Source organism: Acrocarpospora corrugata (assembly GCF_009687845.1).
GTDB classification, from domain to species: Bacteria; Actinomycetota; Actinomycetes; order Streptosporangiales; family Streptosporangiaceae; genus Acrocarpospora; species Acrocarpospora corrugata.
Genome location: NZ_BLAD01000044.1, coordinates 23,184 through 41,109, shown reverse-complemented (window position 1 = coordinate 41,109; position 17,926 = coordinate 23,184). Strand labels below are relative to the sequence as shown.

General features: G+C 72.8%; 17 protein-coding genes and 1 pseudogene. 10 read left to right on the top strand and 8 right to left on the bottom strand.

Annotated elements, in window-relative coordinates; all coding sequences use genetic code 11:
• Nucleotides 1-16 precede the first annotated feature (16 nt).
• Nucleotides 17-799, bottom strand: a complete 783-nt coding sequence (locus tag Acor_RS11720; protein WP_155336631.1) for an ABC transporter permease — start codon at nucleotides 797-799, stop codon at nucleotides 17-19.
• Nucleotides 796-1,713, bottom strand: a complete 918-nt coding sequence (locus tag Acor_RS11715) for an ATP-binding cassette domain-containing protein (RefSeq protein ID WP_218034234.1) — start codon at nucleotides 1,711-1,713, stop codon at nucleotides 796-798. The genes Acor_RS11720 and Acor_RS11715 overlap by 4 nt, the downstream gene beginning before the upstream one ends.
• A 57-nt stretch (nucleotides 1,714-1,770) precedes the next feature.
• Here Acor_RS11715 and Acor_RS11710 point away from each other — a divergent pair, with 57 nt between their 5' ends.
• From Acor_RS11710 to Acor_RS11695, 4 genes are all read left to right on the top strand, one after another.
• Nucleotides 1,771-2,544: a TetR/AcrR family transcriptional regulator gene (locus Acor_RS11710; RefSeq protein ID WP_155336629.1), complete on the top strand. Its 774-nt coding sequence runs from the start codon at nucleotides 1,771-1,773 to the stop codon at nucleotides 2,542-2,544.
• Nucleotides 2,545-2,610: 66 nt separating this feature from the next.
• Nucleotides 2,611-4,917: an ATP-binding cassette domain-containing protein gene (locus Acor_RS11705; RefSeq protein WP_246238591.1), complete on the top strand. Its 2,307-nt coding sequence runs from the start codon at nucleotides 2,611-2,613 to the stop codon at nucleotides 4,915-4,917.
• A gap of 190 nt (nucleotides 4,918-5,107) precedes the next feature.
• Entirely contained in the window at nucleotides 5,108-5,476 is a 369-nt protein-coding gene (locus Acor_RS11700; RefSeq protein ID WP_155336628.1) for a VOC family protein, read from the top strand.
• Between the two features lie 196 nt (nucleotides 5,477-5,672).
• On the top strand, nucleotides 5,673-6,242 hold the full coding sequence (locus Acor_RS11695; RefSeq protein WP_155336627.1) for a dihydrofolate reductase family protein: 570 nt from the start codon (nucleotides 5,673-5,675) through the stop codon (nucleotides 6,240-6,242).
• Here the strand turns inward: Acor_RS11695 and Acor_RS11690 are convergent.
• The 3 genes and pseudogenes from Acor_RS11690 to ribB all read right to left on the bottom strand — a co-directional run.
• A complete protein-coding gene (locus tag Acor_RS11690; RefSeq protein ID WP_155336626.1) occupies nucleotides 6,233-6,904 on the bottom strand; it encodes a response regulator in 672 nt (223 codons plus the stop codon). The genes Acor_RS11695 and Acor_RS11690 overlap by 10 nt on opposite strands.
• A 45-nt stretch (nucleotides 6,905-6,949) precedes the next feature.
• Nucleotides 6,950-7,603: an HAD family hydrolase gene (locus Acor_RS11685; protein ID WP_155336625.1), complete on the bottom strand. Its 654-nt coding sequence runs from the start codon at nucleotides 7,601-7,603 to the stop codon at nucleotides 6,950-6,952.
• 28 nt (nucleotides 7,604-7,631) lie between these two features.
• Nucleotides 7,632-8,225 (bottom strand): annotated as a pseudogene (ribB, locus tag Acor_RS11680) (3,4-dihydroxy-2-butanone-4-phosphate synthase); the annotation flags it as partial.
• Nucleotides 8,226-8,360: 135 nt separating this feature from the next.
• Between ribB and Acor_RS11675 the strand changes: the two are divergent.
• The 4 genes from Acor_RS11675 (at nucleotide 8,361) to Acor_RS42110 (ending at nucleotide 12,039) form a co-directional block, all read left to right on the top strand.
• Nucleotides 8,361-10,205, top strand: coding sequence for a helix-turn-helix domain-containing protein (locus tag Acor_RS11675; RefSeq protein ID WP_155336623.1), 1,845 nt, complete (start codon nucleotides 8,361-8,363; stop codon nucleotides 10,203-10,205).
• Between the two features lie 98 nt (nucleotides 10,206-10,303).
• On the top strand, nucleotides 10,304-11,314 hold the full coding sequence (locus tag Acor_RS11670; protein WP_155336622.1) for an alpha/beta fold hydrolase: 1,011 nt from the start codon (nucleotides 10,304-10,306) through the stop codon (nucleotides 11,312-11,314).
• A 127-nt stretch (nucleotides 11,315-11,441) separates the two neighbouring features.
• Complete coding sequence (locus Acor_RS42115) at nucleotides 11,442-11,834, top strand: hypothetical protein (RefSeq protein WP_170316882.1); 393 nt, start codon at nucleotides 11,442-11,444, stop codon at nucleotides 11,832-11,834.
• A gap of 7 nt (nucleotides 11,835-11,841) precedes the next feature.
• Complete coding sequence (locus Acor_RS42110; RefSeq protein WP_170316881.1) at nucleotides 11,842-12,039, top strand: hypothetical protein; 198 nt, start codon at nucleotides 11,842-11,844, stop codon at nucleotides 12,037-12,039.
• 158 nt (nucleotides 12,040-12,197) lie between these two features.
• On the opposite strand, the gene Acor_RS11665 is transcribed toward Acor_RS42110, so the two are convergent.
• Entirely contained in the window at nucleotides 12,198-12,587 is a 390-nt protein-coding gene (locus Acor_RS11665; RefSeq protein ID WP_155336621.1) for a VOC family protein, read from the bottom strand.
• A gap of 157 nt (nucleotides 12,588-12,744) precedes the next feature.
• Between Acor_RS11665 and Acor_RS11660 the strand changes: the two genes are divergently transcribed.
• Both Acor_RS11660 and Acor_RS11655 read left to right on the top strand, forming a co-directional pair.
• On the top strand, nucleotides 12,745-13,683 hold the full coding sequence (locus tag Acor_RS11660) for a sulfite exporter TauE/SafE family protein (RefSeq protein ID WP_155336620.1): 939 nt from the start codon (nucleotides 12,745-12,747) through the stop codon (nucleotides 13,681-13,683).
• A 143-nt stretch (nucleotides 13,684-13,826) separates the two neighbouring features.
• Nucleotides 13,827-14,651 (top strand): alpha/beta fold hydrolase, encoded by an 825-nt coding sequence (locus tag Acor_RS11655; protein WP_155336619.1) that lies wholly within the window; start codon nucleotides 13,827-13,829, stop codon nucleotides 14,649-14,651.
• Here the strand turns inward: Acor_RS11655 and Acor_RS11650 are convergent.
• Nucleotides 14,641-15,288, bottom strand: a complete 648-nt coding sequence (locus tag Acor_RS11650; protein WP_155336618.1) for a TetR/AcrR family transcriptional regulator — start codon at nucleotides 15,286-15,288, stop codon at nucleotides 14,641-14,643. The two genes, Acor_RS11655 and Acor_RS11650, sit on opposite strands and share 11 nt — an antisense overlap.
• Before the next feature lie 22 nt (nucleotides 15,289-15,310).
• Nucleotides 15,311-17,911 carry a hypothetical protein gene (locus Acor_RS11645; RefSeq protein WP_155336617.1) on the bottom strand — a complete coding sequence of 867 codons (2,601 nt, stop codon included), beginning with the start codon at nucleotides 17,909-17,911 and terminating at the stop codon, nucleotides 15,311-15,313.
• Nucleotides 17,912-17,926: the final 15 nt, after the last annotated feature.

Here is a 17,926-nt window from a genome sequence, read left to right as displayed (position 1 = left end):
ACACGCTATCGGCGGGTCAGCCGCCCAGCCGCCGGAAAGCCCGGATCGAGAGCGGAAAGAACACCGCCACGATCAGCGCCGGCCAGGCCACGGCCAGCGTGATCGCGTGCTGGGCCGCCCAGGAGTCGCCGCCCCAGCCGGGGTTGCCGAACAGTTCCCTGGCCGCGGCCGCGGTGGCCGACAGCGGGTTCCATTCGGCGATCGCGCCCAGCCAGCCGGGCATGGTCGCGGGCGAGACCAGCGCGCTGGACAGGAACCCGACCGGCCACACCAGGATCTGCACCGCCACCAGCGCGTCGGGGCTGCCGACGACCAGGCCGAGCCAGATGCCCAGCCACAGCAGCGCGAACCGCAGCAGCAGCAACAGCCCGATCGCCAGCGCCGCCCGGCCGGGCCCGGCCTCGGCCCGCCAGCCGACGGCCAGGCCGACGCCGACCAGCACGGCCAGGCCGAGCGCCGAGTTGAGCAGGTCGGCGGCGGCCCGGCCGGTCACCACGGCCGAGGAGGCCATCGGCAGCGACCGGAACCGGTCGGTCACCCCGCGCGCGGCGTCGGCGCTGACCGCGGCGAAGGTCGTCTCGATGCCGAAGACCATGGTCAGCGCGAACATGCCCGGCATCAGGAACTCGCGGTAGCCGCCGCCGCCAGGGACGGTCATGCCGCCGCCGAACAGGTAGCCGAACATGAGCACGATCAGGACCGGGAACAGCAGCCCGGCGAGGATCTGGGCGGGCTGGTTGGCCCAGTGCGTCAGGTCGCGGCGGGTGATCGTCCAGCCGTCTGCGATCGCCCATCTCATCGGGCCGCCTCCGTCAGTCGCAGGAATACCTCGTCCAGGGTGGGGCGGCGCACGCCGATGTCCTCGGCCGCGATGGCGGCCTCCTGCAGGCCGCGCACGGCCCGGGTCAGCGCCGCCACCCGGTCGGGGGCGGGCGCGCTGACCCGGCGGGCGTCCGGTTCGACGTGCGCGTACGGGCCGAGCAGCGCGGCCACCGCGGGCAGGTCGTCTGCCGAGGCGGTGACCACCTCGATCCGGTCGCCGCCGATGGTGGCCTTGAGTTCGGCGGGGGTGCCGGCCGCGACCAGGCGGCCGGCGTCGATGATCGAGACCCGGTCGGCGAGCCGGTCGGCCTCCTCCAGGTACTGGGTGGTGAGCAGGACGGTGGCGCCCTGCCCGGCCAGGTCGCGGATGGCCGACCAGACCTGGTCGCGGCTGCGCGGGTCCAGGCCGGTGGTCGGCTCGTCCAGGAACAGCACCGGCGGGGAGAGGATCAGGCCGGCGGCCAGGTCCAGGCGGCGGCGCATGCCGCCGGAGTAGTCCTTGACGGCTTTGCCTGCGGTGCCGTCCAGGCCGAAGCGGGTCAGCAGGTCGCCGGCGCGGGCGGCGGCCAGGCGCGGGGCCAGGTGGGAGAGGCGGGCGAACATGTCGAGGTTCTGGCGGCCGGTGAGGAGTTCGTCGACGGCGGCGTGCTGGCCGACCAGGCCGATGTGGCGGCGCACGTCGGCGGCTTGCCGTACCACGTCGAAGCCGGCGACGCGGGCCTGGCCGGTGTCGGGGCGCAGCAGGGTGGTCAGGACGCGGACCAGGGTGGTTTTGCCGGCGCCGTTGGGGCCGAGCAGGCCGTGCACCTGGCCTTGCGGGATGTCCAGGTCGAGGGAGTGCAGGGCCGGGGCGTCGCCGAAGCGTTTGCCCAGACCGCTCACGCTAATCATGTCGTACACCGTACCGTACGGCATACGGTCAAGCGTACGGGTAGGCTGACCGGCACCATGACGACCGAATACAGCGGCCAGGGCGACCCGGCCCGCAGCCTGGCGCTGCTGTGGCGCACCCCCGGCAAGGGCAGCACGTCCAGGGCGTCCAGGAAGGGCCGGCCCGAGCTGAGCGTGGACCTGATCGTGCGGGCCGCCATCGAGGCCGGCGACGCCGACGGGCTGGCCGCGCTGTCGATGCGGCGGGTGGCCGAACGGCTCGGCGTCGGCACCATGTCGCTGTACACCTACGTGCCGGGCAAGGCCGAACTGATCGACGTCATGCTGGACACCGTGTTCGGCGACCTCTACACCGCCGGTCCCGCCGGCGGCTGGCGGGACCGGCTGGAGTCGATCGCGCGCCAGCAGTGGGCGCTCTACCAGCGCCACCCGTGGATCCTGCAGGTCGCCACCAGCCGGCCGCCGCTGGGCCCGAACGCGATGGCCAAGTACGAGTTCGAGCTGGCCGCCGTCGACGGCATCGGCCTGACCGACCTGGAGATGGACTCCATCGTCACGCTGGTGTCCGGGTACGTGCACGGCGCGGCCCGCGGCGCGATGGAGGCCTCCCGCGCGCCGCAGGAGACCGGCATGACCGACGAGCAGTGGTGGCAGACCTACGGGCCGCTGCTGAACACGCTGGTCGACCACACCCGGTTCCCGATCGCCGCCCGGGTCGGCACCGCGGCCGGGGAGGCGCACGGCGGGGCGTACAACCCGGATCACGCCTTCGAGTTCGGGCTGGCCCGGGTGCTGGACGGGATCGAGAAGCTGATCGCCGGCCGGGGCTGACCGCCGGAAACTGTCGGTGGCTGGCGCTAGCGTGTGGGCCCGACGTTAAAGGCAGAGGAGACCTCCTTGAGCACCGCTCTTGACCATCACGCCGGCCAGCTGGGCGACACGGACGGCCATGCGGACTGCATCCGGATCGTGGGCGCGCGGGAACACAACCTGAAGGACGTGTCCCTGTGCATCCCGAAGAACCACATCACGGTGTTCACCGGAGTGTCGGGGTCGGGGAAGTCCTCCATCGTGTTCGACACGGTGGCGGTGGAGGCGCAGCGGCAGCTGACCTCGACGTTCTCGTGGTTCATCCGCAACCAGATGCCGAAATACGAGCGGCCGCACGCGGACGCGATCGAGAACCTGACCACGCCGGTGATCGTCGACCAGAAGCCGGTCGGCGGCAACGCCCGCTCGACCATGGGCACGATGACCGACATCCTGCCGATGATCCGGGCCCTGTTCGCCCGGCACGGCTCCCCCACCGACGGCCTGGTCTCCCTGTACTCCTTCAACGACCCGCAGGGCATGTGCCCGGAATGCGATGGCCTGGGGCGCACGGTCCGGGCCGATCTGGACCGCATGCTCGACCGGTCCAAGTCGATCAACGAGGGGGCCATCCTGCTGCCCGCCTACAAGGTCGGCAGCATGGAATGGCAGATGTTCGGCAAGTATGACCAGCTCGACCCGGACAAGCCCCTGGAGAAGTACAGCGAGGAGGAGTGGCAGACCTTCCTGCACGGGTCCGGTGGCAAGGTCGAACTGGTCATGAAGAACGGCACGTACAAGGCCAACTACGAGGGGCTGTACGACCGGTTCACCCGGCTGGCCGTCAAACGGGACATGAGCGCGGTCAGCGACCGCACCAGGGACTCGATCGAGCCGTTCCTGACCGAGGGCGTCTGCCCGGCCTGTCGGGGCGACCGGCTGAGCCCGAAGGCGCTGGCCACGCTGATCGACGGCAGGACCATCGCCGACTGGGCGCGGATGCAGGTCAGCGACCTGATCGAGGTGCTGGCGGCGGTCGGGGACCCGGTGGCCGCGCCGATCGCCGCCGCGGCCAGAACGGCGCTGGAGCGGGTCGCCGACATCGGGCTCGGCTATCTGAGCCTGGACCGGGCCACCTCCAGCCTGTCCGGCGGCGAGGGGCAGCGGCTGAAGCTGGTCCGCCACCTGGGCAGCAGCCTGACCGGGCTGACCTACATCTTCGACGAGCCCAGCACCGGCCTGCACCCGCGCGACGTCGGCCGCCTCAACACCCTGCTGCGGGCGCTGCGCGACAAGGGCAACACCGTGCTGGTCGTCGAGCACGACCCGGACGTGATCGCCATCGCCGACCACGTGGTGGACGTCGGTCCGGGCGCGGGCGTGCACGGCGGCGAGATCGTGTTCACCGGCGGCTTCCAGGCGCTGCTGGCGGCCGACACGGTCACCGGGCAGGGGCTGCGCCGCGCGGCCTCGATCCGGGAGGGCTTCCGGCCGGCGCAGGGTGAGCTGCGCGTCGAGAACGCGACGCTGCACAATCTGAAGGACGTCTCGGTCGGCATCCCCACCGGCGTGCTCACCGTGGTGACCGGGGTGGCAGGCTCCGGCAAGAGCAGCCTCATCGCCGATGTCTTCCTGGCCGCCCACCCCGAGTCGATCTTCGTCGACCAGTCCGGGATCGCCGCCTCCTCGCGGTCGACGCCCGCGACCTACCTGGGGCTGATGGACGCGATCCGGCAGCTGTTCGCCAAGGCCAACGGCGTCGCTCCCGGGCTGTTCAGTTTCAACTCCACCGGCGCGTGCGAGGAGTGCCAGGGGCGCGGGGCGATCATCACCGAGCTGGCCTACATGGATCCGGTCACCACACACTGCGAGACGTGCGACGGCCGGCGTTTCAAGGAGTCCGTGCTCGCCCACACCCTGCGCGGCAAGTCGATCGCCGACATCCTGGAAATGTCGGCCGAGGACGCCGTCGGGTTCTTCACCGAACGCGCGCTCAACACCAAGCTCCGCACCCTCATCGATGTCGGCCTCGACTACCTCAGTCTCGGCCAGCCGCTCAGCACGCTGTCGGGCGGCGAGCGCCAGCGCATCAAACTCGCCACCCAGCTGCACCGCACCGGCAGCGTCTACATCCTCGACGAGCCCACCACCGGACTGCACATGTCCGACGTCGACACCCTGGTCGCCCTGATGAACCGCATGGTCGACCGCGGCAACACCGTCATCGTCATCGAACACAACCTGGACGTCATCCGGCAGGCCGACTGGATCGTCGACCTCGGCCCCGACGGCGGCAAGAACGGCGGCGAGGTAATCTTCACCGGAACCCCGCAGGCGCTGCTCTCCGCCGAGGGGTCGCTGACCGGGGAACACTTGCGCCGCTACCGGGCATAGAAGGGTTCGGCGCCTCGGATCGGGCTCATACGTTGGGCTTCGCCCGGATCTGGCGGGGTTAGTGTGGATCAGGATGAGACATCTCATCCGGCGGCTTCCTGGGTAGCGGCATTTCCCCAACCACCGTGCCGGACTCGGCTCGCTGGTTTCTACGTCTCGGTCGAGAAGACCGGGAGCAGGAGGGAACATCATGTTCGAGAACACCAAGGCGTTCAGCGGGTTCTCCGTGGACGACATCGCCGAGGCCCGCAAGTTCTACGGGGAGACGCTCGGCCTGAACGTGAGCGAACGGAACGGGCTGCTGTTCCTGCACCTGGCCGGCGACCGCGACACCCTGGTCTACCCGAAGGGCGACCAGCACGCGCCCGCGACCTACACCACCCTCAACTTCCCGGTCCCGGACATCGAGGCCGCCGTCGAGGAACTGGTCGCGCGCGGCATCACCTTCGAACGCTACGAGGGCGTCGACGACAAGGGCGTCTTCCGGCAGGGCGGGCCGCTCATCGCCTGGTTCAAGGACCCGGCCGGCAACATCCTGTCCGTACTGCAAGAGGGCTGAGAACCCCACGCCGTGGCCGGGCACCCCGGCCACGGCCAGACCCGGATCTCGCGCCCGAGGTTGGCGGGACGGCGGCTGCTTCCTCGCCCGGGACGTCTCATGACGCGCGCCGGAGAATTCTTTCCGGGCGGATGTAGAGACCGCGGCGGTGGCTCCGACCCAGGTGTGACGAACACCCACGGCAAGGGAGCACACCATGCGGAAGATCATCTACTGGGTTCACACTTCCGTCGACGGCTTCTTCGACGGCCCCGACCACGTCCTCGACTGGCCGCTGATGGGGCCGGAGCTGTCGGCGTACTCGCAGAAGCTGAACGAATCGGTGGGCACGCTGATGTACGGGCGGGTGGTCTACCAGGTGATGGTGAGCTACTGGCCCACCGCCGACACCGTCTCCGACCACCCGCACGACATCGCCTACGCGCCGCTCTGGCGGCGCACCCCGAAGATCGTCGTCACCAACACGCTGACCGAGGCCGACTGGGACACGCGCGTGATCAGCGGCGCTGGCCTGGCCGGGAAGATCGCCGCGCTGAAGGCGGAGCCGGGCAAGGACATCCTGCTGACCGGCGGGACCGGCCTGGCGGTCAGCCTGACCGAGCTCGGCCTGATCGACGAATACCAGATCATCGTCCACCCGGTCCTGCTCACCGGCGGCACCCCGGTGCTGGCCGGAGTGAAGGACCGGCTCAAACTGCGGCTGCTGGAAACCAGGACGCTGGACGACGCGGTCGTGCTGCACCGGTACGAGCGCGGTCAGGACTGATCGTCCAGCAGGCCGGCGTCGTGCGTGAGCAGTGCGATCTGGACGCGGTTGTTGAGGCCGAAGCGGGCCAGGATGTCGGCCACGTGCTCCCGCACCGCCGTCACGCTCAGGAACAGCAGCGTCCCGGCCTCCGCGTCGCTGAGCCCCCGCCCGACGGCCATCGCGACGGCGTGCTCGCGCGCCGGCAGCGAGGCCAGCCGGGCCCGCGCCACCGCCCGGCGGCGATCGCGGTCGGAGTCGGGGACCCGGGCCAGCAGCCGCCGGGCGACCTCCGGGGACAGCACCGGCTGGCCGCGCGCCACCCGGCGGACCGCCGTCACGACCTGCTCCGGCGGGGTGTCCTTGCGCAGGAACCCGGCCGCCCCGGCGCGTAACGCGCCCAGCACCCGGTCGTCGGGGTCCACCGTGGTCAGCACGATCACCTCGGGCGGATCCGGGCGGGCCCGCAGCGCCTGGGTGGCGGCGAGCCCGTCCCAGGCGGGCATCAGCAGCTCCATCAGGATCACGTCCGGGTCGTGGCGTTCCACCAGGGGCACGACCTGGGAGCCCTCCCCGGCCTCCGCCACCACGCGCAGATCCGCGGCGACGGCGAGAATCAGCCGCAGCCCGGCCCGCGACCGCGGGTCGTCGTCCACGATCAGCACCGCAACCGGTCCGCTCATGCGGGCCACGGTAGCCACGCCACCCCCGCCCGCACCAGGACCCGGCTACACGCTCACCTCGCCGTGGGCGATGATCCTGGTCAGGACGGGGAGGGCGGCGGTCGCCGTACCGGCCCGGTGGGCGGCGAGGCCGAGGATGTCGGGGCCGGGCGGGCGGGTCCGGTTGGGGATCGCCAGGACGGTCAGGCCGGCGGCGTGGGCGGCGCGGATGCCGGTGGCCGAGTCCTCCACCGCCAGGCAGGCGGCCGGGTCCTGGCCGAGGAGTTCGGCCGCCAGCAGGTAGGCGTCGGGCTCCGGTTTGGCGGCGGTCACGTCCTCGTCGGCGACGACGGCGGTGACGTGGCCGGTCAGGCCGAGGGCGGTGACGGCGGCGTGCACGTACCGGTGCGGGGCCGCCGAGGCGACCGCCACCGGCACCCACAGGGACGCGGCGGCCAGCAGGTCGAGAGCGCCGTCCACCAGTCTGATCCGGCCCTCGGCCAGGGCGGTGAGCGCGGCGGCGGTGCATTCGGCGTAGACCTGGCCGGGATCGGTGCCGCAGGAGTCGGCCAGGAACTCGGTCCAGTCCGCGCCGCCGAGCAGCGCGCCGATGTCGCCGCCGCTGCCGCCGTGGCGGCGGTGGTAGTCCCGCCAGATCTGGTCCCAGACCAGGCCGCTGCCGACCAGCGTGTCGTCCAGGTCGAAGACGACGGCTCGCATCCGATCACACCCCGGCCGGTACGGCGCTGCGGCGGTGCTCCATCAGCTGCTCGATGGAGATCAGCAGCAGCCCGTGCTCGTCGGCGAAGACCCGCAGCTGGGGCAGGCGGGCCAGGCTGCCGTCGGCGTTGAACACCTCGGTGAGCGCGGCCACCGGCGGCAGCCCCGCCAGCCGGCACAGTTCCACGCCGGCCTCGGTGTGGCCGTGCCGGGCGTCCAGGCCGCCGTCCGCGGCGCGGAGCGGGAAGACGTGGCCGGGCCGCTGCAGCTGCCGGGGCCCGGTGGCCGGGTCGGCGAGCAGGCGCAGCGTGTTGGCGCGGTTGGCGGCCGAGATGCCGGTGGTGCCGTCGGCGGCGTCGACGGAGACGGTGAACGCGGTGGCCTTCGGGTCCTCGTTGAGCGCGACCATCGGCGGCAGGTGCAGCCGGTCCAGGTCGGAGCCGTCCATGGCCGCGCACACCACGCCGCCGCTGTGCCGGATCAGGAACGCCATCAGCACCGGCGTCATCAGTGACCCGGCCGCGATCAGGTCCCCTTCGTTCTCCCGGTCCTCGTTGTCGATGACCAGGATGGGACGCCCCGCGGCGATCTCCGCGATCGCGGCGGTCACGGTGTCGAGCATGACTGAACCCCCGAAGATTAACGAAAAGTAGTTACAGAACTACGCGAAGGGCGGCGGCCGGGCGGGCTGCGACACACGGGCATGACCAGGCTTACGCATATCTTTGGTGCTGTTCATCAGCGAGAAAGGCCCGACATGGACGTGTTCCTCGAACTGCTGGTCCGGGAGGCGTCGGCGGTCGAGTTCGAAGGGCCGGTCCTGCGGGCGCGGGCCGGCGGGGCCGACGCGGCCACGCTGGAGCGGCTGGAGCGGGACAAGGTCGCGGCGCTGCGGGTGCGCGGCATGCTGCGGCGGCGGGCCAAGCGGGAGGCCGAGCTGTCGGCGCTGTTCGACACGGCCGGCGACCTGGCGGCGCTGCGGGATCTGGACGCGGTGCTGGCGGCGATCGTGCGGCGGGCCCGGCAGCTGCTGGGGACCGACGTCGCGTACATGACGTTGAACGATCCCGAGCGCGGTGACACGTTCATGCGGGTCACCGACGGGTCCGCGGCGGCGCGGTTCCGCGGGCTGCGGCTGGCGATGGGGGCCGGGCTGGGCGGGCTGGTGGCGCAGTCGGGCGTGCCGTACAACACGGGGGACTATTTCGAGGACGAGCGGTTCCGGCACACGGCGACGATCGACGACGCGGTCCGGGAGGAGGGCCTGGTCGCCATTCTGGGGGTGCCGATGCGGCTCGGGACGCAGGTCATCGGCGTGCTGTTCGCGGCCAACCGGAGCGCGCGGCCGTTCGCGCACGAGGAGGTGGCGCTGCTGTCCTCGCTGGCCGCGCACGCCGCGGTGGCGATCGACACGGCCCGCCTGCTGGAGGAGACCCGGGCCGCGCTGACCGAGCTGAGCGAGGCCAACACGCTGATCCGGGCGCACAGCGACGCGATCGAGCGGGCCGCCGCGGCGCACGACCGGATGACCGGGCTGGTGCTGCGCGGCGGCGGCGTCGAGGATGTGGCGGCGGTGGTCACCGAGGTGCTCGGCGGGCGGCTGACCGTGCTGGACGAGGAGGGCCGCCCGCTGGCGGGCGACACCGACGGCCTGGACGCGGGGGTGTCTGAGGCGGCCCGGTCCTCCCGGGCGCTGGGCCGGACGGTCCGGCGCGGTGAGGTGTTCGTGGCCTCGGTGGATGTGGGCGCGGCTCCGCTGTGCACGCTCGTGCTGCGCACCGCGGCCCGGCTGGCCGACACCGACCAGCGGATCCTGGAGCGGGCCGCCCTGGTGACGGCGCTGCTGCTGCTGTTCCGGCGCAGCGTCGCCGACGCCGAGGGCCGGGTCCGCGGCGAACTGCTGGACGATCTGATCTTCCGGCCGGAGCTGGACGGGCTGCCGGACCGGGCCCGCCGCCTGGGCGTGCACCTGGAGGCGCCGCACGTGCTGGTCGTGGCCCGCCACGACGGGCAGCGCGAACGCGCCGCGTTCTGGGCGTCCTCGCAGGCCGCGCTCGCGCATGGGCTGGCCGCCGCGCGCGGGCAGGAGGTCATCCTGCTGCTGCCGGGCGACAAGCCGGGTGTGCTGGCGCGGCGGGTGGCGGCCGAGCTGACCGTCTCGCTCGGCGGGCCGGCCACGGCGGGGGCGGCGGCGGTGACGGGCGGGCCGCTGGCGGCGGCCTACCGGGAGTCGCAGCGGTGCGCGGACGCGCTGCGGGCGCTCGGCCGGGGCGGCGACGGCGCCGGCGCGGCCGAACTCGGCTTCGTCGGCCTGCTCATCGGCGAAGGCGGCGACGTGCCCGCCTTCCTGGCCGACGCGATCGGCCCGGTCCTGGACTACGACGCCCGCCGCGGCACCCGGCTGCGCGGCACGCTGACCGCCTACTTCGGCTGCGGCGGCTCCCTGTCGCGTACGGCCGAGGCGCTGCACATCCACGTCAACACCGTCACCCAGCGCCTGGACCGGATCGGCCAGCTGCTCGGCGGCGACTGGCAGGAGCCGGAACGCGCGCTGGAGATCCAGCTGGCGCTGCGCCTGCACCGGCTGCGGGATGGCGCGTGACGCCATGGCCGGCTAGTGAGGTGTGTGCGGGGCCCCCATAGGCGTGGCGGCGATCCCTGCATACGGTGAGCCAACCACGCGACAAAGGAGCCGGTGGCATGAAGAACGAGCGGATCGCCACATCCCGATTGACCCAGAACGTGCTGACGGTGCCCGGAGCGGAGGGCGAGGTCGTGCTGTTCGTGCACGGCAACGTGTCCTCGGGCGCCTTCTGGCGGGACGCGCTGCGCGCGCTGTCCGGCTCCTACCGGCCGATGGCGGTGGATCTGCGCGGGTTCGGGGCGACCGATCCCGAGCCGGTGGACGCCACCCGGGGGGTGCGGGACTACTCCGACGACGTGCTGGCGTTGATCGACGCGCTGGGGCTTGACCGGGTGCACCTGGTCGGGTGGAGCATGGGCGGCGGTGTGGTGCTGCAGGCGTTGCGGGACCGGCCGGGGGTGGTGGCGAGCGTGACGCTGGTGAATCCGGTCTCGCCGTACGGGTTCGGCGGCACCGAGGGGCATGACGGCACGCTGACCCACGCCGACGGGACCGGGTCCGGCGCGGGCGGCGCCAACCCCGACTTCGTCAAGCTGCTGGCGGCGGGCGAGCGGTCGGAGGATTCCCCGCTGTCGCCCCGCACGGTGTTCCGCACCGCCTACGTCAAGCCGGGCGCGGTCATCGAGGACGAGGACTTCTACGTCGAGTCGATGCTGACCACCCGGGTCGGTGAGGACCACTACCCCGGCGACGCCGCCGCCTCCCCCGAGTGGCCCGGCCTGGCGCCCGGGACACGCGGCGTCCTGAACTCGCTGGCCCCCGTGCACTTCCGCCTCGACGACCTGCCTTCGATCGACCCGAAGCCGCCCATTCTGTGGATCCGGGGGGCCGACGACGTCATCGTCTCCGACACCTCGGTGTTCGACCTGGTCCATCTGGGCGTGCTCGGGGTCATCCCCGGCTCCCCCGGCACGCCGGGCCAGCCGATGGTGACCCAGACGCGGGCCGTCCTGGCCGCCTACGGCCCCTACCGCGAGGTGGTGCTGGAGGACTGCGGCCACAGCCCGCACCTGGAGAAGCCGGCCGAGTTCCTCTCCGCTCTGGGCGCCCATCTGAGCGAGGCGTGACGGTTACACCGTGAAATGGGCCTGCGGGCGGGGCGCCAGCGTGTCGACGGCCTGGCCGACGATGTCGGCCGGGACGGTGGACCCCGCCGTCAGCATGACGGTGGCGTCGTCGCGGTCCACGACGTAGGTGGCGTCCCGCCGCCAGGTGCGGGGGCCCTCCGGTTCGTACCGAGTCCTCGCCGGGCGGGTCCACCCGGGCGCGGACGATCACCGCCAGGGTGGAGGCGGCGCGCTGGGCGGGGGTGGCGGCGTCGTGCAGCGCCCGGGGCCGCAGCAGGTAGCGCAGCTCGCCGGGCTTGGCGGCCAGGCCGGCGATCCGGTAGCCGGGCAGGTCGGGCGCGATCAGCGGGACCCCGATACCGGAAATATCGGGATCTGGTGTGCCGGCCAGGACCGGCGGGGGGCCGCCCACAGCCATCAACGGCAGCTGCTGCCACCACCACAGGGACCCGCCCGGCGTGGTGAGCAGGGCGGCCAGCCCGTACGCCAGCGTCGGCACCACCAGCAGCGCGGTCAGTGAGTCCTGGATGAGCTGCAGGGCGTTGGCCACGACGAACAGGACGACGGCGACGAGCGGCGCCGGCACCGCGACATGCCAGGCGGGCCGCACCCGCAGCGCCCACAGCAGCGGCCACGCCAGGACCAGTAGCACCGGCACGGCCACCGCGACGATGACCATCCCCTGGCCGAAACGCCCCCAGCCTCCCGCGGTCGAGGCGTCGTAGGGGACGACGAACAGCGCGGCCTGGGTCGCCACCACGGCGAGCATCGGCAGGGCGAAGCCCACCAGCGCGGCGGCCAGCGCGCGGGCGACCGGCCGCGCCGGGCCCGATCCGCGTGATCTTCCCGGGGAGAACACAAGATCAAGGGTGACATATCCGGCTCACCGGATGGCGGTCTCCAGGTAGTGCGGGCTGTACATGACGCCCAGGATGTTGCCGAACGGATCGACGACCGACGCGGTGACGAAGCCTCCGCTGCGGTGGGACGGCGCTTCGTGTTCCTTGGCGCCCATGGCCAGCAGCCGTTCGTAGGCGGCCTCCAGGTTGTCGACGTGCCAGAACGCGATCGCGCCGCCGGGGCCTTCGGCCTGGCCGTGCGGCGCGAAACGGCGGTCGATGACGGCGAGTTCCTGCTGCTGGTCGCCGATCCGGAACTCGGCGTAGGCGGGCCGGTCGACGTGCGGTTCCAGGCCCAGCACCTCGGTGTACCAGTCGGCCGCCGCCGCCACATCGTCGGCGAAGAAACTGATCGTGGCGAGCCCCCGAAACATGCCCTGCTCCTCTCGGTGTGTGCTTGGCACGCTACGCTTCGTCACCGACAGTTCCGTCGCCCAACACGCGGGAATTTGAGACAGGACTTGACGGGCATTAGGACACTTAAACGATAATTATCATCGAGAAAGTAGGAAATACCGGAAAGGGGACGTGGTGCGGTCACTCATCCTGCTCGGACTGGTCGGCTTCGCCGCTCAACTGGTGGACGGCAGCCTGGGCATGGCCTACGGCGTCACCTCGACGACCCTGCTCCTGGCCGTCGGCACCAACGCGGCGGCCGCCTCGGCCACGGTGCACCTGGCCGAAATCGGCACCACGCTCGCCTCCGGGCTGGCCCACTGGCGGTTCGGCAACATCGACTGGAAGGTCGTCGCCAAGATCGGCGTCCCGGGCGCGCTCGGCGCCTTCGCCGGGGCCACCTTCCTGTCCAGCCTGTCCACCGAGACCGCCGCCCCGATCATGTCCCTGATCCTGCTGGCCCTCGGCCTCTACGTGCTGATCCGCTTCACCGCGTACGGGCTGCCCCGCGGCAACCTGGGCAAGCCGCTGCGCAAGCGTTTCCTGGCCCCGCTCGGCCTGGTGGCCGGCTTCGTGGACGCGACCGGCGGCGGTGGCTGGGGCCCGGTCGGCACCCCCGCCATCCTGGCCAGCGGCCGCATCCCGCCGCGCAAGGTGATCGGCTCCATCGACGCCAGCGAGTTCCTGGTCGCCCTCTCGGCCAGCCTCGGCTTCCTGGTCGGCATCGGCTCGGAGAACATCGACTTCGCCTGGGTCGGCGTCCTGCTGCTCGGCGGCGTGATCGCCGCCCCCATCGCGGCCTGGCTGGTCCGCCACATCCCGCCGCGCATCCTCGGCTCGGCCGTGGGCGGCGTCATCGTGCTGACCAACGTGCGGACGCTGCTGCGCAGCGACTGGGTGGAGGCCTCCGGCGGCGTCCAGACCTTCGCCTACCTCACGATCGCCCTGCTGTGGGCGGCGGCCATCGCCTACTCGGTCCGCGAGTACCGCCGCGACAAGGCCAGCGAGTCGGTCGAGGCCGCCGACGCCGCCCTCGCCGAAGGCGCTCCCGAGGAGGAAGCCGCCCGAGCCTGACCATCGCCCCGGAAATGGGCGCGGCGACCGCGCCCTGCCCGACGGCGAGAAGGGCTCGCGACTACGCGTTCCACAGGATTCGAATCCGGCCGGTCCGCGCCGATGATCGGGCGGTCGGAGATCGCTGTGGACAGGAGCCAGCCATGCCATTCGTCACCACCGCTGACGACGCCCAGATCTACTACAAGGACTGGGGTTCGGGGCGGCCGGTCGTGCTCAGCCACGGCTGGCCGCTGAACGCCGACAGCTGGGAGGCGCAGATGCTGCTGCTGGCCGCCGGCGGTTACCGGGTCATCGCCCACGACCGGCGCGGCCACGGACGCTCCACGCAGACCTGGCACGGCAACGACATGGACACCTACGCCGACGACCTGGCCACCCTCCTCGGCGCGCTCGACCTGCGGGACGCCACCCTGGTGGGGTTCTCCACCGGAGGCGGGGAGATCGCCCGCTACGTCGGCAGGCACGGCACCGGGCGGGTCAGGCAGGTGGTGCTGGTCTCCGCCGTGCCGCCGTTTCTGCTGAGGACCGACGACAACCCCGGCGGCGTGCCGATCGAGGTGTTCGACGCGATCCGGGCCGGGTCCCTGGCCGACCGTTCGCAGCTGTACCGCGACCTGGCCGACGGGCCGTTCTTCGGCGGCAACCGGCCCGGCGCCGACCCGTCGCAGGGCATGCGGGAGGCGTTCTGGCTGCGGGGGATGCAGGCGGGGCACCGCAACGCCTACGAGTGCGTCGCGGCGTTCTCGGCCACCGACTTCCGCGCCGACCTGGACGCCTTCGACGTGCCCACGCTGGTCATCCACGGCGACGACGACCAGGTGGTGCCGTTCGAGGCCGGCGGCAAGGCGTCGGCGGCCCGGATCAGGAAGGCCACGCTCAAGGTCTACCCCGGCGCGCCGCACGGCCTGACCGACACCCACAAGGAGCGGCTCGGCGCCGACCTGCTGGCCTTCCTCAACTCCTGAGCCGCGCCGACACCAGGGCGCGGTAGACCGCGGTGGGGGCGGGCGGCGGCGGGAGCGGCCCGGTGCCGGGCGCCTCGAAACCCTGGATCAGGTAGGCCAGCAGCCGCCGCCAGGTGCCGGGCGCGGCCTGTTCGGTGGCCGCGACGACGCCCGCGTTGGCCGTCAGCAGCACGATCAGGTCCTCGGGCACGAACTCGGCCCGCAGCCGGCCGGCGGCCTTGGCGCGGGCGATCAGCTCGACCAGCCCGTGGTAGGCGCGGTCGCGTTCGGCCTGCAGCGCGCACTGGCCGGGGAAGGTCAGCGTCAGCGCGTGCGCGAAGCCGAGGTCCTCGGCCTGCATGGCGCAGACGCGTTCCAGGTAGCCGCACAGCCCGTGCCACGGATCCGGGTCGGCCAGGGCGGCCGTCACGGCGTCGGCGTAGGCGGTCATCTTGGCCAGGAACGCGGCGGCCACCAGGTCCTCGCGGGTGGGGAAGCGGCGGTACAGGGTGGCCACGCCCACCCCGGCGTGGCGGGCGACCTCTTCCAGCGGAACCTCCAGGCCGTGCTCGGCGAACATCTGCCGGGCCGAGGCCAGGACCCGCTGCCGGTTACGTTCCGCGTCGGCCCGTAGCGGCGGTTTCGAAGAGGTGCTCATGATCCGATGATACTAAGTGGACTCATTCCTCCACATATGGGGTGGTGAGGTAGGTGTGCAGGCGGCGGGCCTGGCGTACCAGTTCGGAGCTGGTGGTGCGGGCCGCCAGCGCGGCGATGACCGGGACCTCGCCGCGGGCGCCGGCCCAGCCGGCCGCGTCGGCGGCGAAACTCACCAGGCGGGTGTGCACGGTGGTGGCGCGTTCGCCGGGTCCAGGCAGGTAGGCGGTCAGCAGGCCGGTCAGCACCTGCCAGACCTCGCGGTGCGCGCCCTGCTCGGCGGCGGCGCGCAGGGCCTCGACGGCCTCGACGGGGGCCTTGGCCCGCCGTTTCAGCAGGGCGGCCAGCTGGGTGCCGACTTCCACGCCCGGCAGGGCGCCGGTGGCGGCCAGGCGCAGCAGGGACGGCACCGCGCCGCCGTGCGGCCCGGCCTGCAGGAAGTGGGCCAGCAGCAGCGCCGTCGCGGGCCCGGCGGGGCCGTCGGCGCAGACCAGCAGTTCCAGGTGGGCGAGCGTGGGCGTCCCCAGCGGCCAGGTCGACTCCAGCGCGTAGACCCAGCGGGCCGCCGCCAGCTCCCGATGCCCGGCGAACACGGCGAGCGCCGGCTCGCAGGGCTCTTCGCGCAGGCGCGGAGCGAGCAACTCGCCGATCAGCTCCCGGTACTCCGGCCCGGAGCCGACGCGGAAGTCGATCCGGGGGTCGTTCTCGTGAGAAGTCCAGATGAGGGTGACCTCGGGGGCGGTGGGCCGGTCGATGAGCCAGCGGGCGACCTGACGTCCCGCCGGGCTGGTCAGCCGGGCCGCCCGTTCGGCGGTCTCCGCGCCGACGGCGCCGCCGGCCCGCAGCGACGCCTGCCGCAGGTCCTGCGGCAGCGCGGTCACCCCGGCCTGCTCGTACCCCGCCACGCGTTCCACCAGCGCGTCCGCGTCGATCAGCCCGGTGGCCCTGGTCGGCGTGCTCAGCAGGTACGGCGGCAGCAGCCCCGCCTCCAGCGCGTCATAGACCTCGGCCTGCCGGGCACTGGGCATCAGCTCCCCGGCGCCGCCTGACGTCATGGCATAGGGCGGGTGCGAATCGGGCCCGACCAGTGCGGTGGCCAGGTTGAGGGCCCAGTGCGCCCCCGCGGTGCGCGGTCGCTGCGTGGTGGCCGGAGCCAGGGCGGCGGCCAGCCGATCCCGGTCCAGGGCCGCCATCCGGACGAAACCGTCCAGCCAGAGCTCCGACCGCCGCCAGTTGTCGTAGGAAGGCCAGAATCGGGCCAGCTCCTCCGGTTCCCGCACCAGCGGCGGGAACGGCGCGGGCTCGGGGACGGCCGGGAGCGGCACCCGCACGAACGGCTCGGCCTCCGGTTCCGCCGCCACCTCGCCGCCGAAGATCGACGCCAGCGCCGCGCCCTGGTGGGCCGGCAGCGTCTCCACCGCCTCCCTGAGCAGCTCCGCCCCCAGCGGGGTGAACCGTCCTGCGTGCTTGACGGCCAGTTGCACCGCCCGCTCCCGCGCGCCGGCCGACTCGCAGAGCAGCGCGGCGGCCAGCGCGGGCGCGTAGGCGTCCAGGTCGCCGCCGGAATCCTTGAGCAGCCGGTCCAGCCAGGCCAGCCCGGCCTGAACCAGCTTGCCCTCGGTCCGGAAGATCAGCCCTTCGGCGGCCTCCCCCGCCGGTCCCGGCTCCACCGGCCCGGCCCGCCGCACCTGCTTGAGCGCCAGCTCGGCGACATTGGCCGGGGCGGCCGGCAACATCGCCAGGTAGTCGCGCAGGTGCGGGGCGGCCTCCTCCTGCGACGGGCCGAGCAGGTCGTGCAGCCGCACGAAGAACCGCTGGTCGGCGGCCTGCCCGCCGCGCAGGAACCGGGTACGGCAGCCGTCGAGCAGCGTCTCCCGCTTGACCCTGCCCGCCACCGCCAGCGCGCCCAGGGCGGCCGGCCACTCGGTGCTGCCGCGCAGCAGACGGCCCACGCCCTCGGACTCGAACAGCCGCGGCACCATCGAGTCCAGCAGCGGGTCACCGGCCAGGTCCGAGGGCGCGGCGGCCACGACCCAGGCGAGCGTGAGCGGGTCGTGCTCGGGCGGCTCCGCGCCGCTGGCGCGCAGCAACGTCAGGACCAGGCGCACCTGCCGGTCGGCTTCGGGGCGGGTGGCGCGTAACCGGAGCGCCAGCCGTACCGCCACGTCCTGCTGCCAGGCGACGGGTCTGGCCGCCACGGCCTGGGCGATCAGGGAGGTTTCGTCGATCGGGTCGTGTTCCCAGTCGGGTTCGAAGTCGCGCTTGCCGAGCCAGGAGACAGCGGCAGCCGCGCCGGGCAGGGTGCCCGCGCCCGCCAGCCGCAGGGGCGCCGTCCAGGGGCTGGGCACGGTCCAGGCCAAGGCGGCCGCCGCCCCCGGCACGGCCTGCATGTGCACGCCCAGCCGCTCCGCCTCCCGGTCCAGTTCGGCCCAGCGGGCGTGCTGGCCCGCCTCCCAGTCGGCCTGCCTGCGCTGCCATTCCGCCCGGACGGCCGCCAGGTGGCCGGGCAGTTCGCGGGCCACGGCGCGGCGCTGCTCCTCGTCGAGCGCGGTGATCAGGTCCGCGACGGCGGCTCCGGCTCCGGCGTCTATCGCCGACCGAATCTCGTCCCAGGCGTTCTTCATGATCGGGACAATAGA

Excerpts from the sequence above, each read along its gene's own strand:
- Acor_RS11720 (WP_155336631.1), bottom strand. The coding sequence starts at position 799 with ATGAGATGGGCGATCGCAGACGGCTGGACGATCACCCGCCGCGACCTG.
- Acor_RS11715 (WP_218034234.1), bottom strand. The coding sequence starts at position 1,713 with ATGATTAGCGTGAGCGGTCTGGGCAAACGCTTCGGCGACGCCCCGGCC.
- Acor_RS11710 (WP_155336629.1), top strand. The coding sequence starts at position 1,771 with ATGACGACCGAATACAGCGGCCAGGGCGACCCGGCCCGCAGCCTGGCG.
- Acor_RS11700 (WP_155336628.1), top strand. The coding sequence starts at position 5,108 with ATGTTCGAGAACACCAAGGCGTTCAGCGGGTTCTCCGTGGACGACATC.
- Acor_RS11695 (WP_155336627.1), top strand. The coding sequence starts at position 5,673 with ATGCGGAAGATCATCTACTGGGTTCACACTTCCGTCGACGGCTTCTTC.
- Acor_RS11690 (WP_155336626.1), bottom strand. The coding sequence starts at position 6,904 with ATGAGCGGACCGGTTGCGGTGCTGATCGTGGACGACGACCCGCGGTCG.
- Acor_RS11685 (WP_155336625.1), bottom strand. The coding sequence starts at position 7,603 with ATGCGAGCCGTCGTCTTCGACCTGGACGACACGCTGGTCGGCAGCGGC.
- Acor_RS11675 (WP_155336623.1), top strand. The coding sequence starts at position 8,361 with ATGGACGTGTTCCTCGAACTGCTGGTCCGGGAGGCGTCGGCGGTCGAG.
- Acor_RS11670 (WP_155336622.1), top strand. The coding sequence starts at position 10,304 with ATGAAGAACGAGCGGATCGCCACATCCCGATTGACCCAGAACGTGCTG.
- Acor_RS42110 (WP_170316881.1), top strand. The coding sequence starts at position 11,842 with ATGAGCTGCAGGGCGTTGGCCACGACGAACAGGACGACGGCGACGAGC.
- Acor_RS11665 (WP_155336621.1), bottom strand. The coding sequence starts at position 12,587 with ATGTTTCGGGGGCTCGCCACGATCAGTTTCTTCGCCGACGATGTGGCG.
- Acor_RS11655 (WP_155336619.1), top strand. The coding sequence starts at position 13,827 with ATGCCATTCGTCACCACCGCTGACGACGCCCAGATCTACTACAAGGAC.
- Acor_RS11650 (WP_155336618.1), bottom strand. The coding sequence starts at position 15,288 with ATGAGCACCTCTTCGAAACCGCCGCTACGGGCCGACGCGGAACGTAAC.
- Acor_RS11645 (WP_155336617.1), bottom strand. The coding sequence starts at position 17,911 with ATGAAGAACGCCTGGGACGAGATTCGGTCGGCGATAGACGCCGGAGCC.